Consider the following 14,282-nt stretch of genomic DNA (forward strand, 5'->3'; position numbering starts at 1 on the left):
CTCCATGACCACCTTGACATCCACCACGGACACCGTCACCCGCGACGCTCTCGCCGTGCTGCAGCCAGGATTCACCGGCACCACCGCCCCGGACTGGGTGCTGCGCCGGGTCGACGAAGGTCTCGCCTCCGTCGCCCTGTTCGGCCGCAACATCCAGACGGCCGAGCAGCTCACCGCGCTCACCGCCCAGCTCAGGGCCGGGCGCGAGGACCTCCTCGTGGCGATCGACGAGGAGGGCGGTGACGTCACCCGGCTGGAGGTGCGCACCGGGTCCTCCTTCCCCGGCAACCTCGCGCTCGGCCACGTCGACGACGTGGCGCTGACCCGCGCGGTCGCCCAGGAACTGGGGCGCCGGCTCGCGGAGTGCGGCGTCAACCTCAACTGGGCACCGTCCGCGGACGTCAACTCCAACCCGGGCAACCCGATCATCGGCGTACGGTCCTTCGGCGCCGACACCCAACTCGTGGCCCGGCACACCGCCGCGTACATCGAGGGTCTCCAGGCCGCCGGAGTCGCCGCCTGCACCAAGCACTTCCCGGGGCACGGCGACACGGCGGTCGACTCGCACCACGCGATGCCGCGCATCGACGTGGACCTGGAGACGCTGTACGCCCGTGAGCTGGTGCCCTTCCGGGCAGCCGTCGCGGCGGGTTCCAAGTGCGTGATGAGCGCGCACATCCTGCTGCCCGCACTCGACCCGGACCGCCCCGCGACGGTGAGCCCGCAGATCCTCACCGGACTGCTGCGCGAAGAGCTGGGCTACGACGGCCTGATCGTCACCGACGCCGTGGAGATGCAGGCCATCGCCGGGACGTACGGCATCGAGCGCGGCTCCGTCCTCGCGATCGCCGCGGGGGCCGACGCCCTGTGCGTCGGTGGCGGGCTGGAGGACGACGGCACGGTGCAGCGGCTGCGCGACGCGCTGGTCGCGGCGGTACGCAGCGGCGAACTCGCCGAGGAGCGGCTCGCGGACGCGGCCGCACGGGTGCGTGCCCTCGCGTCCTGGACGCAGGGGGCCGCGAGGACCGGTTCGGGGCCGGGCGCGGCAGTGCGGGAGGGGACCGCGTCCGGCACCGGGATCGGTTCCGACATCGGCCTGGTCGCCGCCCGCCGCGCGGTGCGGGTGACAGGCTCCGCCGAGCCGCTGACCGGACCCGCCTATGTCGCCGCGTTCACCTCCGCGTCGAACATCGCGGTCGGCAACGAGACCCCCTGGGGCGTCGCCGCGGAGCTGGGCCGGCTGGTGCCGGGTACGGAGACCGACACGTACAGCAGCGAGACCGAGGAACCCGCGGCCGCCGTGCTGCGGGCCGCGGGGGAGCGGCGCGTCGTCGTGGTCGTCCGCGACGTCCACCGCCACGCCTGGATGGCCGAGGCCCTCGACGCCCTGGTGGCGGAGCGCCCCGACACGGTCGTGGTCGAGATGGGCGTTCCGCAGGCGCCTCCCAGGGGCGGCCTGCACATCGCCACCCACGGCGCGGCCCGCGTCTGCGGCCTGGCGGCCGCGGAGATCATCGCCGGCGGTACGGGCGGCTCCCGGGCCTGACGGCACGGCGTGATGCGGCCCGGGGGTCCGCATCACGCCTGCCCGGCCCCGGGCCGCCCCCGCGCCCGTCCGGTGCTTGAGACACCCGTCCACGCGTCCGCGCCTCCCCGCGGCGCAGGGCCGGACGGTCCCGTCCGGCGGTCGAGGACCCGCGGGAGGCGCGGCGAACGCGAGAGGGCCGGGACACCCATCACGGGTGCCCCGGCCCTCTCTCCATGTCCGGGACGACGGCTGGGGCCTCTCGTTTGGATCAGGCCGGATCAGGGAGCGTGCGTGCCGGACCCCGCGAGCCCGGCCCGACGCAAACGAAAGACCCTAAAGGCCTTGCCACAGCGGCTTCGCCGCGTACGTGGCGCGGAAGTAGTCCGCCAGCCTCAGCTTCGACGCCGCGGCCTCGTCCACCACCACCGTCGCATGCGGATGCAGCTGCAGCGCGGACGCGGGCACGATCGAGGCCACCGGCCCCTCCACCGTCTGCGCCACGGCGTCCGCCTTGCCCTCGCCGGTGGCGAGCAGGATCGGGTGGCGGGACTCCAGGATCGTGCCGATGCCCTGGGTGATCACGTGGTGCGGAACCTGCGAGATGTCGTTGTCGAAGAAGCGGGCGTTGTCGACCCGGGTCTGCTCGGTGAGCGTCTTGATCCGGGTGCGCGACGCGAGCGAGGAGCACGGCTCGTTGAAGCCGATGTGCCCGTCGGTGCCGATGCCGAGGAGCTGCAGGTCCACCCCGCCGGCCTCGGCGAGCGCCTTGTCGTACGCCTGGCAGGCGGCCGGGATGTCCTCGGCGGAGCCGTCGGGGCCCATGAAGGACGCCTCGGACAGGCCGAGCGGCTCGACGACCTCGCGCAGCACCACGGAGCGGTAGGACTCGGGGTGGCCCGCCGGCAGCCCGACGTACTCGTCGAGCTGGCAGATGCGGGCGCGTGAGGCGTCCACGGCGCCGGAGCGGACCTTGGCCGCCAGCGCCTGGTAGATGGGCAGCGGAGTAGAGCCCGTGGCAACGCCGAGAAGGGCGTCGGGCTTGCGGCTCAGCAGGGCGCCGATGGCCTCTGCGATGAGTTCGCCGCCTGCCTTGGCGTCCGGGACGATGACAACTTCCACGCGGGGCCTGCCGATCTGAGGAGTCGTATCAATATGTGGTATAGACCAATCGTGGTCCAATCTAGCAGAACCGGGTAACGCGGGCACGGACTCCCGCATCCGCCCCGGCCGCACCTCGCAGGCGGCTGTCCGGATCCCCGTGGCCAACGGGGGCGAGCGGCGTTCCTGACGCCCCAGAACACGCTTGGGGGCGCTCGGCATGTTCGCCGCCTGTTCCGCCGGGGGAGCGGGCAGCCGGGGCGGATCACGGCCGGTGAGAGGGCCGAACAGCCCGCTGCGCTGCGCCGCGTCACCGGCCGGGGCGTCCCCGGGATCCGCGAGGTGGCCGCCGGGATCGCGGCGGGGAAACCGCGTTTCGTCCTTCTTGCGGCCCGTGGTGCGCCGGACAGCGCCGAGCTCTCGCCGCCCAGGACGCCGACGTGCGAGGTGGCGATCGCCCGCGGCCGGGACCCGGACGCTCCCCGTGCACCGGCCGAGGTCGCCGAGACCCGCCGACCGCGCCGGTCACGAGGGCGCGGCCCCCCGGAAACACCCGCGGGCCGCGGCGCCGGGACGGGACCCTCGGCCCGTCCGGCACCGCAGCCCGGAGTTGCTCGGCCGGCGGTGTGCGGTGCCCCCGGCCGGGGAGAGGCACCTGCGCGGTCAGGGCAGAGAGCGCGGGTACCTCGATCCGCTCTCCTGTGCGGGGAGAGCGGAAGCTCTGTCTTGAGCATTGTGGACTAGACCATTCACCCCTGTCCATCCGTCGGAGCACCGCAATTTCCGGGGCTCCTTCCCCTTGCACGTACGGCCGGGTCATTCGGTTCGGAACCCGTACCCGTCCGCGGGTACGCTCGCACACGTGCCCTCCATGAACGACCTCGTCCGCCAGCACACAGCCCTCGGTGACACCGACCTGGAGTGGCTGCATCTGCTGGTGTCGGAGTGGCAGCTGCTCTCCGACCTCTCCTTCGCCGACCTCGTGCTGTGGGTCCCCACCCGCGACGGCACCCGCTACGTCTCCGTGGCCCAGATGCGGCCCAACACCGGCCCCACCTCCTACCAGGACGACATGGTCGGGCACCTGGTGCCGCGCGGCCGGCGCCCGCTGCTGGACGCGGCACTGGACGAGGGCCGGATCGTGCGCGAGGGCGACCCGGAGTGGCGCGAGGAGGTCCCGGTCCGGGTCGAGTCCATCCCCGTACGCCGTGAGGGCCGGGTCCTCGGCGTCATCGCCCGCAACACCAACCTCCTGACCGTACGGACGCCGTCCCGGCTGGAACTCACCTACCTCCAGTCGGCCTCCGACCTGGCCCAGATGATCGCCGCCGGGTCCTTCCCGTTCCCCGGCCAGCAGGTCGACATGGACGCGTCGCCGCGCGTCGGCGACGGGCTGATCAGGCTCGACGCCGACGGAGTCGTCCAGTACGCCAGCCCCAACGGCCTCTCCGCGTACCACCGTCTCGGCCTCGCCTCCGATCTGGTCGGCCAGCACCTCGGCGGGATCACCGCCGAACTGGCCCCCTCCCGCGGCCCGGTCGACGAGGCACTGGTCAAACTCGCCAGCGGCTACGCGCCCCGCGAGTTCGAGGTCGAGTGCGCGGGCGGGGTGATCCAGCTCCGGGCGATCCCGCTCAAGCCCAAGGGGGTCCGGATCGGCTCCCTGGTCCTCCTCCGGGACGTCACGGAACTGCGCCGCCGCGAGCGGGAGTTGATCACCAAGGATGCCACCATCCGGGAGATCCACCACCGGGTGAAGAACAACCTCCAGACCGTCGCCGCCCTGTTGCGGCTCCAGGCCCGCCGGATGGACTCGGAGCAGGGCCGTGAGGCGCTCAACGAGGCGGTGCGGCGCGTCGGTTCGATCGCCATCGTTCATGAGACGCTGTCCCAGAATCTGGACGAGCGGGTGGAGTTCGACGAGATCGCCGACCGGGTCATCGCGATGGTCGCCGAGATCTCCCCGGGCAAGGTCACCTGCCGGCGCACGGGCCGCTTCGGCATACTCGATGCCGAAGTGGCCACACCGCTGGCGATGGTGCTCACCGAAGTCCTGCAGAACGCCCTGGAACACGCCTTCACCCTCGCCGAGTCCGGCACGGTGGAGGTGTCGGCGGTACGCGGTGGCTCCTCCGCCGAAGCGCGGCTGCTGATCACCGTTCAGGACGACGGCTGTGGTCTGCCCGAGGGTTTCGACCCGCAGCGCGCCGGCAATCTGGGGCTCCAGATCGTGCGAACGCTGGTGGAGGGCGAGTTGAGCGGAGCCTTCGGGATGGTCCCGGCCCCCGAGCGAGGCACCCGGGTCGTCCTCGACATCCCGGTCCGCACCGCGAAGTAGCCCCGGCGGCCGGCCGCCGGCCGGAACGAGCACAGCAGTGAGCCCGGACCGTGATCACGGTCCGGGCTCACTGTTCAAGCGTGCGCTTCGGGGGTACTGCGCGCTGCGACTCGGGGGGCGGGGTTGTGCGTACGCTCTGTACGCGCCGCCTGGCTGAGGCTCGTAGCGGTGGCGTCGGATCAGGCGCTGGCGTTACGCGCCCGGTTGCGAGCTGCACGGCGCTTCATTGCGCGGCGCTCGTCCTCGCTGAGGCCACCCCAGACGCCGGAGTCCTGGCCGGACTCGAGCGCCCACTGCAGGCACTGCTCCATGACGGGGCAGCGGCGGCAGACGGCCTTGGCTTCCTCGATCTGCAGCAGCGCAGGACCGGTGTTGCCGATGGGGAAGAACAGCTCGGGGTCTTCCTCACGACAAACGGCGTTGTGACGCCAGTCCATGGCTGCTACCTCTCCTTGGTATTACATACTGGTGCTTGTGAATGTGAACGCTTTCACGAATCCCCCCGCAGGTGACGGGCCGACGCCCAGATGAACTGGTTGTGGTCCTGTGTGGTGAGGAGGGGTTCTGGCTCTCAGTGGAGGCTGTTGTTGCGCCGTCCCGATCGCCATGTAGAGATTCGCAAACCTCAGCGGCGGATACAACCCCTTCTGGAAAGTTTTTTTTGATTCCTCGGTGTCGACTAGGTCACAGCCGTACTTCTATGGGGTGGAGTCCAGCCCAAACGTTCGAGTTAAAGGACTTTGGTCCCTTCCACTCACACAATCACACGCAGTGCACGGCGTACGCCTGTGAACGTCACACTGGTGCGCACTCCCAGATGGTCGCCATCCATCTGGAAAGGCAGTGGTGCCTTTGAATGCAAGGTGAAGTCCGTGAGGTCGTGAAGTGAAACGGCGTGCTTGCCGCGAGGCCCCTTCTCGGGACTCGAAGTGAGCAGCTGGGTGCCGTAACGGGCGACCGCCGAAGTGGACAGCCGCTTCAGTCCGAGCACGTCCAGACCGGTGTCGAAGGTGGCCTTCGGGGACGCGTACATGGGGCGATTTCCCAGGTAGGTCCAGGGGGCCGTGTTGGAGATTATGGAAAGCGCGAGGTCGGTGACCGGATCCTGCCCCGGGGTCTCCAGGGTCATCACACCGTGCCTGCGGTGCGGCTCCTCCAGAAACTGCCGGACCACCTGGCGTACATACAGGGCGTGCGTCGAGCGCTTACCGCGTTCGCGCTGCTGTTCGACTCGGCCGACCACGCCCGCGTCGAATCCGAGTCCGGCGCAGAAAGTGAACCAGCGCTCCGGAACCGACTCGTCCTCGGTGCCGGGGGTGCCGGCCGCCAGTCCGAGACCGACCGTACGTTCGGTGCGGTTGGCGAGTGCGTCCAGGATCGCGCCGGTCGCCTCCACCGCGTCGTTGGGCAGGCCCAGGGCGCGCGCGAAGACATTGGTGGAGCCGCCGGGAACCACCGCGAGGCTCGGCAGGCTGTCCAGGTCGGGGCCGTTGTGGAGGAGGCCGTTGACCACCTCGTTGACCGTGCCGTCGCCGCCCAGGGCGACCACGAGGTCGATGTCGTCGGCGTCCGCGGCCTGCCGCCCCAGGTCCCGGGCGTGGCCCCGGTACTCCGTGGTCACGGCCTCCAGCTTCATCTCGCTGGCCAGCGCGTGGATCAGCACGTCACGCGTCCGCGCACTGGTGGTGGTAGCAGCTGGATTGACCACGAGAAGTGCGCGCATGACGGCCAGACTACCTACCGCGCGGTATCGCTCTGAAGTCCTGCCCCATAGCCTTTACGCTCGGTGACGGACCGGGCGCGTTTTCACCCCGGCTTCGCTTTCACGGGGCCGGGATGCCAACCTGCAAGGGTGAGTACTCAGCAGAACACGCCGTCGTCGTCGCCTCTGCCGTCGGCCGAACCGGCGAAGCCGAGCAGGATCACCCTCGTGGCCGGACTCACCGCCCTGGAGGGGGCGGCGCTCGTCATCGGCGGGATCTACATGCTGGTCATGGGGCTGCTCGGACGCCCCGAGAGCCCGCAGCAGGCGGAGATGGGCGGCCTCACGCTGATCGCGCTCGGCCTGATCCCGTTGATCGCCGCGCGTGGCCTGTTGCGGCGGCGCAGCTGGAGCCGCGGTCCCGCGCTCATCACACAGATCATCGCGCTCCCGGTGGCCTGGACGCTGCTGCGGTCCCACGGTGCGCTGATCCCGGCCGGGATCGTCCTCGCCGCGGTGGTCCTGACGGCGCTCTACCAGCTGGTCAGGCCGACGACGATCGAGGCACTCGGCATCCGCCGCCCCGGCACGGCGACGGGCACCGAACCCGGCACCACGCCGGAGGCCTGAGCCGGGAGCCCGGGTGAGGCGGTCGCGAACCCGTCCGCCCCGCCCGCGCGGGGCGCGCGGTCCTCGACGCTCCCGCCGTCCCGCGCGCCCGCACCGGTCCTTCGCGCTACTCCTCGACGAGCAGCCGCTCGCGCAGCTGCGCCAGTGTGCGGGCCAGCAGCCGCGAGACGTGCATCTGCGAGATGCCGACCTCCTGCGCGATCTGCGACTGGGTCATGTTGCCGAAGAAGCGCAGCAGCAGAATCCGCTTCTCGCGCGGCGGCAGGTCCTCCAGCAGCGGCTTGAGCGACTCCCGGTACTCGACGCCCTCCAGCGCCTCGTCCTCGGAACCCAGCGTGTCCGCGACCGCCGGGGACTCGTCGTCCGTGTCCGGCACGTCCAGCGAGAGCGTGCTGTACGCATTGGCCGACTCCAGGCCCTCCAGGACCTCTTCCTCGGAGATGCCCAGCCGCTCGGCGAGCTCGTGCACCGTCGGTGAGCGGCCGTGCTGCTGGGAGAGCTCGGCGGTGGCCGTGGTCAGCGAGAGGCGCAGCTCCTGGAGCCGGCGCGGCACCCGGACCGCCCAGCCCTTGTCGCGGAAGTGGCGCTTGATCTCGCCGACGACCGTCGGGGTCGCGTACGTCGAGAACTCGACGCCGCGGTCCGGGTCGAACCGGTCGACCGATTTGATCAGGCCGATCGTGGCGACCTGGGTCAGGTCGTCCAGCGGCTCGCCGCGGTTGCGGAACCGGCGGGCGAGATGCTCCACGAGCGGCAGATGCATCCGCACCAGCCGATTGCGCAGCTCCGCCTTCTCGGCCGACCCGTCGGGAAGGCCGCGCAGTTCGATGAACAGCGCCCGCGCCCCGCTGCGGTCCTGTGGATCGTGGTGCCCGTGCTCGCTCATCTGGCCCGCCCGCTCCGCCTGCGACTGCTCCACCGCGACCGTACGGCGCGCAGGCCCGTCCACCCCGTCCTCCGGATGGGGCAGGGCCTGCTGCTCCGGGATGCCTGCTGCGCGCACCACCCCTGGTCGCATCGTCTCGTCCCGCACAGGACCGTCCCCGTTCCCGCTGCTCACGCCGGCCCGGGTCCCGCGCCGCGCTGTTTGTACAGGCTGATGCTGACCGTGCGGTCGTCGGCCACCGAGGAGTCCACCTTTCCGGCCAGTGCCGAGAGCACCGTCCAGGCGAAGGTGTCGCGCTCCGGTGCCCGGCCGTCCGTCGTCGGCGCCGACACGGTCACCTCGAGGGAATCCTCGATGAGCCGGAAGACGCAGCTGAGGACGGAGCCCGGCACGGCCTGCTGAAGCAGGATCGCGCAGGCCTCGTCGACCGCGATGCGAAGATCCTCGATCTCGTCGAGGGTGAAGTCCAAGCGCGCTGCGAGACCGGCCGTGGCCGTACGCAGCACCGACAGGTAGGCACCCGCAGCGGGCAGCCGGACCTCTACGAAGTCCTGATTCCCGGGCTCGCCTGCGATCTGGGACACCCTCACCTCCAAGGTGGCACAAACTCTTTCGAGGATCCGGGAAGGGTGCCCCGGAGCCATGCGGTACGTCTTCGGTTCTGGCCCGGCGACGCTATCGCGATCCATGATGCCGTGTCGCCGGGCCCCCACCCATGACTGTCACTCATGGTAAGCCCATGAGTACACACGGTGGGTAGGGGTCTGCGGCGGCCAATTACGAACAACCGGCGCCGGTTTGACGTACCCAGACGTCAGACGATCGAACCGTCCTCGAAGCACCAGCGCCAGCTCTCGCCCGGCTCGAAGCTCCGCATCACCGGATGGCCGGTCTCCTCGAAGTGTGCGGTGGAGTGCTGCAGCGGAGAGGAATCGCAGCAGCCGACATGGCCGCAGACCAGACAGAGCCGCAGCTGCACCGGATGGCTCCCCGCCGCGAGGCAGCGGAGGCAGGTCTCGCTCAGCGGGGCCGGCTCGGGGCGCGGCAGTTCGGACACGTGCGGACATTCACTCATGATTGTCAGGTTACGACGGATGCGAGGACCGTGAAATGGACGCATTGCCGCTGGTGGCACTGGTCGCTGCCAGTGCGGCCGTGGCGGGGGCCGCGCGCCGCACCCCCGTACCGGCCCCCCTGTTGTTGGTCGCGGCGGGGCTGGTCGCCTCGTATCTGCCGGGGGTGCCGACATACAGCCTGGACGCGCACATCGTGCTGCCGCTGCTACTGCCTCCGTTGCTCTACACGGCGGCTGTGGACAGCTCGTACCTCGATCTGCGGGCCAATCTCCGGCCCATCGCGCTGCTCTCCGTCGGTTACGTCCTGTTCGCGACCGTCGCGGTCGGCTGGCTGGCGTACCGCCTCGTGCCCGACCTGCCCCTCACCGCCGCCCTGGTGCTCGGCGCGGTCGTCGCCCCGCCGGACGCGGTCACGGCCGCCGCGATCGCCCGCCGGGTCGGGCTGCCCGGCCGCGTCACGACGATCCTGCAAGGTGAGTCCCTGGTGAACGACGCCACCGCGATCACCGCCTACAAGGTGGCGCTCGCCGCCGCCGTCGGCGAGGGCATGAGCTGGGGCGCCGGGATCGGTGAGTTCCTCCTCGCCGCGGTCGGCGGCGTCGTGGTCGGCCTGGCGCTGATGGTGCCGCTGCACTGGCTCCGTACGCACCTCAAGGAGGCCCTGCTCCAGAACACGCTGTCGCTGCTGATTCCCTTCGTGGCGTACGCGGCGGCCGAACGCGTGCATGCCTCCGGGGTGCTCGCCGTGGTCGTCGTCGCGCTCTATCTGGGGCACCGGTCCTGGCAGGTGGACTTCGCGACCCGGCTCCAGGAGGCGGCCGTGTGGAAGATGGTCGCGTTCATCCTGGAGTCCGCGGTCTTCGCGCTGATCGGGCTCCAGCTGCCCTTCGTACTCAAGGGGCTCGGCACATACGCGGTGGCGGACGCCCTCTGGTACGCGGTCGCCGTGTTCCTCGCCGTCGTCGTGGTCCGCTTCATCTGGGTCTATCCGGCGACGTATCTGCCCCGCTGGCTGTCGCGGCGGATCAGGGAGCGCGAGACGGAGACGACCTGGATGGGGCCGCTGATCGTCGGCTGGGCCGGCATGCGCGGGGTCGTCTCGCTCGCCATCGCCTTCTCCATCCCGTTGGTCACGACCGCCGGAGCGGCCTTCCCGGCCCGCAACCTGGTGCTGTTCCTGACCTTCACCACCGTCATCGGCACCCTCGTCGTGCAGGGGCTCAGCCTGCCGCTGCTGGTGCGCGTCCTCAGGCTCCCCGGCCGCGACACGACGGCGGAGACGCTGGCCGAGGCGCAGGCGCAGAGCGAGGCGTCCACGGCGGCCGAGGCGCGTCTGGGGGAGCTGCTCGACGACCCGCGCAACTCGCTGCCGGGACCGCTCACCGACCGGCTGCGCACCGTCCTGGAGCGCCGCCGCAACGCCGTGTGGGAGCGGCTGGGCGCGGCCAATCCGGTGACCGGGGAGTCGGCGGACGACACGTACCGGCGCCTGGCCGGGGAGATGATCGACGCCGAGCGCGAGGTCTTCGTACGGCTGCGGGACGAGCGGCGGATCGACGACGAGATGCTCCGCACCCTGCTCAGACGGCTCGACCTGGAGGAGGCGGCGGCCTACCGGGAGGAGTCCGACGCGCCCTGACCGGACGGGCCGGAACCGGAAGGGGCCGGGGCGTCGTGCGGTGGCTGATGCCGCAGCCCTCCCGTCTGCCGGTGCCTGGGACACGGAAGCGGGTCGGTACGACGGGCCCGGTGAGGCAGGCACGTGCGGCGAGCCGGCCCTCCCGCCTACGGCGTGGGCCGGCCCGTGACCACGGCCGCGACCGTGGTTCCCGCCGGGAACGCGCCCTCCTCTGCCAGCGCGGTGAGCGCGTACAGCAGCTTGGCGACGTAGAGCCGCTCGACGGGCAGCCCGTGCCGCTGCTCGAAGTCGTCCGCGAAGGCGTGCAACCGCGCGGGCGTACGGGCGTAGCCGCCGAAGTGGAAGCGCTCGTCCAGGGACCACGATCCGGCAGGCCCGCCGAACGCCTCCTGCTGCAGTTCCCGAACCGCGTCGCCGAGGAAGCCGCCGCGCAGCACCGGGATGCCGAGGGCGCGCTGCCCCGGTGCGAGGCCGGCGGCGAGCCCGGCGAGTGTGCCACCGGTACCGCAGGCCACCGCGACCACGTCGGCCCGCCCGCGCAACTCGTGGCCCAGCTCCGTACAGCCCTGTGCGGCCAGGGCGTTGCTGCCGCCCTCCGGGACGACGCAGCACTCCCCGAAGGCGCTCAGCAACCCCGCCAGGACCTCGGGATCGGCCTTCGCGCGGTACGTCGCACGGTCCACGAAGTGCAGGGTCATGCCATCGGCGGCGCACTGCGCGAGCGAGGGGTTGAGCGGGCGGCCGGCCAGTTCGTCACCGCGTACGACCCCGACCGTGGGGAACCCGAGCAGCCGCCCGGCGGCGGCCGTGGCCCGCAGATGGTTGGAGTAGGCGCCGCCGAAGGTCAGCACGGTGCGCCCGGCAGCGGCCCGCAGGTTGGGGGCGAGCTTGCGCCATTTGTTGCCCGGGAGGTCGGGGTGGATCAGATCGTCGCGCTTGAGCAGCAGCCGTACGCCGTGGCGTGCGAAGCGGTCGTCCTCGGCCGGACGCAGGGGTGAGGGGAGCACCGGCCGCAGGCGGGAGAGGTCGAGTACTTCGGAAGACATGCCGCCATTGTCGTCGTGCCGTACCCGGCCGTGGAGGGGAGGGGTGGATGCGGGTCATTTCGGGCAGGGGTCCTCGCCGTCCCCGAGGTTCTCGCACGCGAAGCCGTGGAAGCGCCTGCTTCCGCCGGTGTCGGCCTCGTTGTCGGACGGGAGGCGCTTCTCGGCGACGACGGCGCGCAGTACGCCGTCGTCGCCGAGTCCGGCGTGGTCGGCCCTGCCGTGGCCGACCGGGTGGACCGTGCCGTCCTTGGCGATCACCCCGTGGCACAGCGGGCCGGGCACCTTCGGGTGGCCGTCGCGGCAGATGCGGACGGTGGACGTGGTGCCCTCGGGGCCGTGTGGTGGATCACCGCGCCGTTGGCCGGTTTCAGTCCTGCGCGAGCCAGAGGTCGGGGCCGAACACCTCGTAGTGGATGTCGGCCGCGGGGACGCCCTTGGCCAGCAGCTGGGTACGTACCGCACGCATGAAGGGCAGCGGGCCGCAGAGGTAGGCGTGGGTGCCGGGGGCGACCGCGAGGGCGCTCAGGTCGACCTGTCCGGTGCGGTCGGCGGGGTGGCCGGGCTCCGGGTCCTCGTACCAGAAGTGGGCGGTGGCGTCGGCGAGTTTGCCGGTGAGCAGGGTGTGGTCGGTGCGCATCGCGTGGGTGGCGGGGGAGCGGTCGCCGTGCACGACGGTGACCGGGGCGCGGTGTCCCGTCGCCGCGAGGTGCTCCAGCATCGAGAGCATCGGGGTGCAGCCGATGCCCGCGGAGGCGAGCAGGAGCGGGGCATCGGCGGAGTCGAGCACGAGGTCGCCGTACGGGGCGGAGACCCGCAGCCGGTCGCCGGCCCCGACCTCGGTGTGCAGATGGCGGGAGACCTCGCCGTCGGGCGAGCCGCCGCCGTGCACCCGCTTGACGGTGATCGAGCGCAGCGGCGAGCCGGGGGCGCCGGAGAGGCTGTACTGGCGTATCTGGCGGGCGCCGTCGGGGAGTTCCACCTGCACGGAGACGTACTGGCCGGGGCGGAAGGCGGGGGCGGGCGCGCCGTCCGCCGGGCGGAGCTGGAAGGTGGCGACATCGGCCGTCTCCTCGATCCGGGCGGCCACCTCCCACTCGCGCCACACGTCGCCCGCGATGACGCCCTGCTGTGCGTACAGCCGCTCCTCGATCGAGATCAGGGCGCCCGCCATCAGCCAGTAGACCTCGTCCCAGGCGGCGGCGACCTCCGGGGTGACCGCGTCGCCGAGCACTTCGGCGATGGCGGCGAACAGATGGGTGTGCACGATGTCGTACTGCGCGGCGGTGACGCCCAGGGAGGCGTGCTTGTGGGCGATCCGGCCGAGCATCACGTCGGGGCGGGTGTCCGGGTGCTCGACCAGTTGGGTCGCGAAGGCGGCGATGGAGCCCGCGAGGGCCTGGCGCTGGGCGCCGGACGCCTGGTTGCCGCGGTTGAAGAGGTCGCGCAGCAGCTCGGGGTGGGCGTCGAAGAGCTTGCGGTAGAAGAGATCGGCGATGTCTCCGATGGCCGCTCCCACGGCGGGGAGGGTGGCACGGACGGTGGCGGTCGACGACTCGGAGAGCATCGGTGACTCCTGACTCTTGAATTGGAATCTGAGATTCGTATTTTTGGGCAGCGTGAAACCGGGTGAGGGCACCCGTGGTGCGGTGCGAACGGTGGTGTGGGTGCGAGTGCGGGCGTGGAGGGGTGTCGGCGGGGGCGGTCCGGCCTCAGTCGGGGGCCGGGCGGCCCCTGCTGATGCCGATCAGCAGCGGTCCGGTGGGGGAGGCGACGAGTTCGGCGACCGTGATCGGGTCGAGTGTCGCGTAGAAGGACTCCTCGGCCCGGCGCAGGGCGCCGCGCAGCCGGCAGGCCGAGCGGAGGGGGCAGGGGGTGGCGCCCTCGCACTCGACGACGTCGCCGGGCCCCTCCAGCTCCCGGACGAGTCCGCCGATCGAGGCGGACCGGCCCGCTCCGGTGAGGCTGAGCCCGCCGCCGCGGCCCCGGCGTGCCTCGATGAGGCCGAGGTGCTGGAGCTTGGCGACCACCTTCGCGGTGTGGGTGTACGGCACCTGCATGGTCGCCGCCACCTCCCGGGTGGTCGGCGGGTCCTCGTTCTCCACGACGGCGAGGCGCATCAGTACGCGCAGCGCCACGTCGGTGAATCTCGTCAGCCGCATGGTGGTCACGTTAGATAAGTTGCATCGGAGATGCAACTTAATGGCCCCCGTGGACATTGCCGAGCGTCGTGCCCAGCCCAAAGCCCGATTAATCACACTCATTTGTGTAATGGTGCGCCGACTCTCCGTGCTGAAAGGCTTCTTCGCACAGGTCAACCAATGAATGATCGAGAGGGCGTC

At 71.3% G+C, this 14,282-nt stretch carries 13 protein-coding genes and 2 pseudogenes; 5 read left to right on the forward strand and 10 right to left on the reverse strand.

Features of this window, described 5'->3' with window-relative positions; translation table 11 throughout:
• Nucleotides 1–4 precede the first annotated feature (4 nt).
• On the forward strand, nt 5–1,546 hold the full coding sequence (locus ACFVT1_RS11910; RefSeq protein WP_389794374.1) for a glycoside hydrolase family 3 protein: 1,542 nt from the start codon (nt 5–7) through the stop codon (nt 1,544–1,546).
• A gap of 315 nt (nt 1,547–1,861) precedes the next feature.
• Here ACFVT1_RS11910 and nagB read toward each other — a convergent pair whose 3' ends face one another.
• On the reverse strand, nt 1,862–2,647 hold the full coding sequence (gene nagB, locus ACFVT1_RS11915; RefSeq protein ID WP_389794375.1) for a glucosamine-6-phosphate deaminase: 786 nt from the start codon (nt 2,645–2,647) through the stop codon (nt 1,862–1,864).
• Between the two features lie 210 nt (nt 2,648–2,857).
• Here nagB and ACFVT1_RS11920 point away from each other — a divergent pair.
• Both ACFVT1_RS11920 and ACFVT1_RS11925 read left to right on the forward strand, forming a co-directional pair.
• Nucleotides 2,858–3,046, forward strand: a pseudogene (locus ACFVT1_RS11920) (glucosamine-6-phosphate deaminase); the annotation flags it as partial.
• A gap of 451 nt (nt 3,047–3,497) precedes the next feature.
• The gene (locus ACFVT1_RS11925; RefSeq protein WP_389794604.1) at nt 3,498–4,964 is read left to right on the forward strand and encodes a histidine kinase N-terminal domain-containing protein; all 1,467 of its coding nucleotides are present in this window, start codon (nt 3,498–3,500) and stop codon (nt 4,962–4,964) included.
• 179 nt (nt 4,965–5,143) lie between these two features.
• Here ACFVT1_RS11925 and ACFVT1_RS11930 read toward each other — a convergent pair whose 3' ends face one another.
• On the reverse strand, nt 5,144–5,401 hold the full coding sequence (locus ACFVT1_RS11930; RefSeq protein WP_003953983.1) for a WhiB family transcriptional regulator: 258 nt from the start codon (nt 5,399–5,401) through the stop codon (nt 5,144–5,146).
• Between the two features lie 317 nt (nt 5,402–5,718).
• Nucleotides 5,719–6,687, reverse strand: coding sequence for a diacylglycerol/lipid kinase family protein (locus tag ACFVT1_RS11935; protein ID WP_389794376.1), 969 nt, complete (start codon nt 6,685–6,687; stop codon nt 5,719–5,721).
• Between the two features lie 207 nt (nt 6,688–6,894).
• Here ACFVT1_RS11935 and ACFVT1_RS11940 point away from each other — a divergent pair, with 207 nt between their 5' ends.
• Entirely contained in the window at nt 6,895–7,296 is a 402-nt protein-coding gene (locus ACFVT1_RS11940; protein WP_389794606.1) for a hypothetical protein, read from the forward strand.
• Nucleotides 7,297–7,402: 106 nt separating this feature from the next.
• Here the strand turns inward: ACFVT1_RS11940 and ACFVT1_RS11945 are convergent, their stop codons facing one another.
• The 3 genes from ACFVT1_RS11945 to ACFVT1_RS11955 form a co-directional block, all read right to left on the reverse strand.
• Nucleotides 7,403–8,356, reverse strand: a complete 954-nt coding sequence (locus tag ACFVT1_RS11945) for an RNA polymerase sigma factor SigF (protein WP_389794377.1) — start codon at nt 8,354–8,356, stop codon at nt 7,403–7,405.
• Nucleotides 8,353–8,766, reverse strand: a complete 414-nt coding sequence (locus tag ACFVT1_RS11950; protein ID WP_073781878.1) for an anti-sigma regulatory factor — start codon at nt 8,764–8,766, stop codon at nt 8,353–8,355. The genes ACFVT1_RS11945 and ACFVT1_RS11950 overlap by 4 nt, the downstream gene beginning before the upstream one ends.
• A gap of 230 nt (nt 8,767–8,996) precedes the next feature.
• Nucleotides 8,997–9,257, reverse strand: coding sequence for a UBP-type zinc finger domain-containing protein (locus tag ACFVT1_RS11955; RefSeq protein WP_389794378.1), 261 nt, complete (start codon nt 9,255–9,257; stop codon nt 8,997–8,999).
• 35 nt (nt 9,258–9,292) lie between these two features.
• Between ACFVT1_RS11955 and ACFVT1_RS11960 the strand changes: the two genes are divergently transcribed.
• Nucleotides 9,293–10,897 carry a Na+/H+ antiporter gene (locus ACFVT1_RS11960; protein ID WP_389794379.1) on the forward strand — a complete coding sequence of 535 codons (1,605 nt, stop codon included), beginning with the start codon at nt 9,293–9,295 and terminating at the stop codon, nt 10,895–10,897.
• A 146-nt stretch (nt 10,898–11,043) separates the two neighbouring features.
• Here ACFVT1_RS11960 and ACFVT1_RS11965 read toward each other — a convergent pair whose 3' ends face one another.
• The 4 genes and pseudogenes from ACFVT1_RS11965 to ACFVT1_RS11980 all read right to left on the reverse strand — a co-directional run bounded on the left by ACFVT1_RS11965 (nt 11,044) and on the right by ACFVT1_RS11980 (nt 14,102).
• Entirely contained in the window at nt 11,044–11,943 is a 900-nt protein-coding gene (locus ACFVT1_RS11965) for a 1-aminocyclopropane-1-carboxylate deaminase/D-cysteine desulfhydrase (protein WP_389794380.1), read from the reverse strand.
• A gap of 60 nt (nt 11,944–12,003) precedes the next feature.
• Nucleotides 12,004–12,308, reverse strand: a pseudogene (locus tag ACFVT1_RS11970) (N-acetylmuramoyl-L-alanine amidase); the annotation flags it as partial.
• A 2-nt stretch (nt 12,309–12,310) separates the two neighbouring features.
• A complete protein-coding gene (locus ACFVT1_RS11975) occupies nt 12,311–13,507 on the reverse strand; it encodes a globin domain-containing protein (RefSeq protein WP_389794381.1) in 1,197 nt (398 codons plus the stop codon).
• A gap of 145 nt (nt 13,508–13,652) precedes the next feature.
• On the reverse strand, nt 13,653–14,102 hold the full coding sequence (locus ACFVT1_RS11980; protein WP_389794382.1) for an RrF2 family transcriptional regulator: 450 nt from the start codon (nt 14,100–14,102) through the stop codon (nt 13,653–13,655).
• Nucleotides 14,103–14,282: the final 180 nt, after the last annotated feature.

Source organism: Streptomyces sp. NPDC057963, from assembly GCF_042887155.1.
GTDB lineage: Bacteria > Actinomycetota > Actinomycetes > Streptomycetales > Streptomycetaceae > Streptomyces.

Excerpts from the sequence above, each read along its gene's own strand:
- ACFVT1_RS11975 (WP_389794381.1), bottom strand. The coding sequence starts at position 13,507 with ATGCTCTCCGAGTCGTCGACCGCCACCGTCCGTGCCACCCTCCCCGCC.
- ACFVT1_RS11930 (WP_003953983.1), bottom strand. The coding sequence starts at position 5,401 with ATGGACTGGCGTCACAACGCCGTTTGTCGTGAGGAAGACCCCGAGCTG.
- ACFVT1_RS11910 (WP_389794374.1), top strand. The coding sequence starts at position 5 with ATGACCACCTTGACATCCACCACGGACACCGTCACCCGCGACGCTCTC.
- ACFVT1_RS11925 (WP_389794604.1), top strand. The coding sequence starts at position 3,498 with ATGAACGACCTCGTCCGCCAGCACACAGCCCTCGGTGACACCGACCTG.
- ACFVT1_RS11955 (WP_389794378.1), bottom strand. The coding sequence starts at position 9,257 with ATGAGTGAATGTCCGCACGTGTCCGAACTGCCGCGCCCCGAGCCGGCC.
- ACFVT1_RS11965 (WP_389794380.1), bottom strand. The coding sequence starts at position 11,943 with ATGTCTTCCGAAGTACTCGACCTCTCCCGCCTGCGGCCGGTGCTCCCC.
- ACFVT1_RS11960 (WP_389794379.1), top strand. The coding sequence starts at position 9,293 with ATGGACGCATTGCCGCTGGTGGCACTGGTCGCTGCCAGTGCGGCCGTG.
- ACFVT1_RS11980 (WP_389794382.1), bottom strand. The coding sequence starts at position 14,102 with ATGCGGCTGACGAGATTCACCGACGTGGCGCTGCGCGTACTGATGCGC.
- ACFVT1_RS11935 (WP_389794376.1), bottom strand. The coding sequence starts at position 6,687 with ATGCGCGCACTTCTCGTGGTCAATCCAGCTGCTACCACCACCAGTGCG.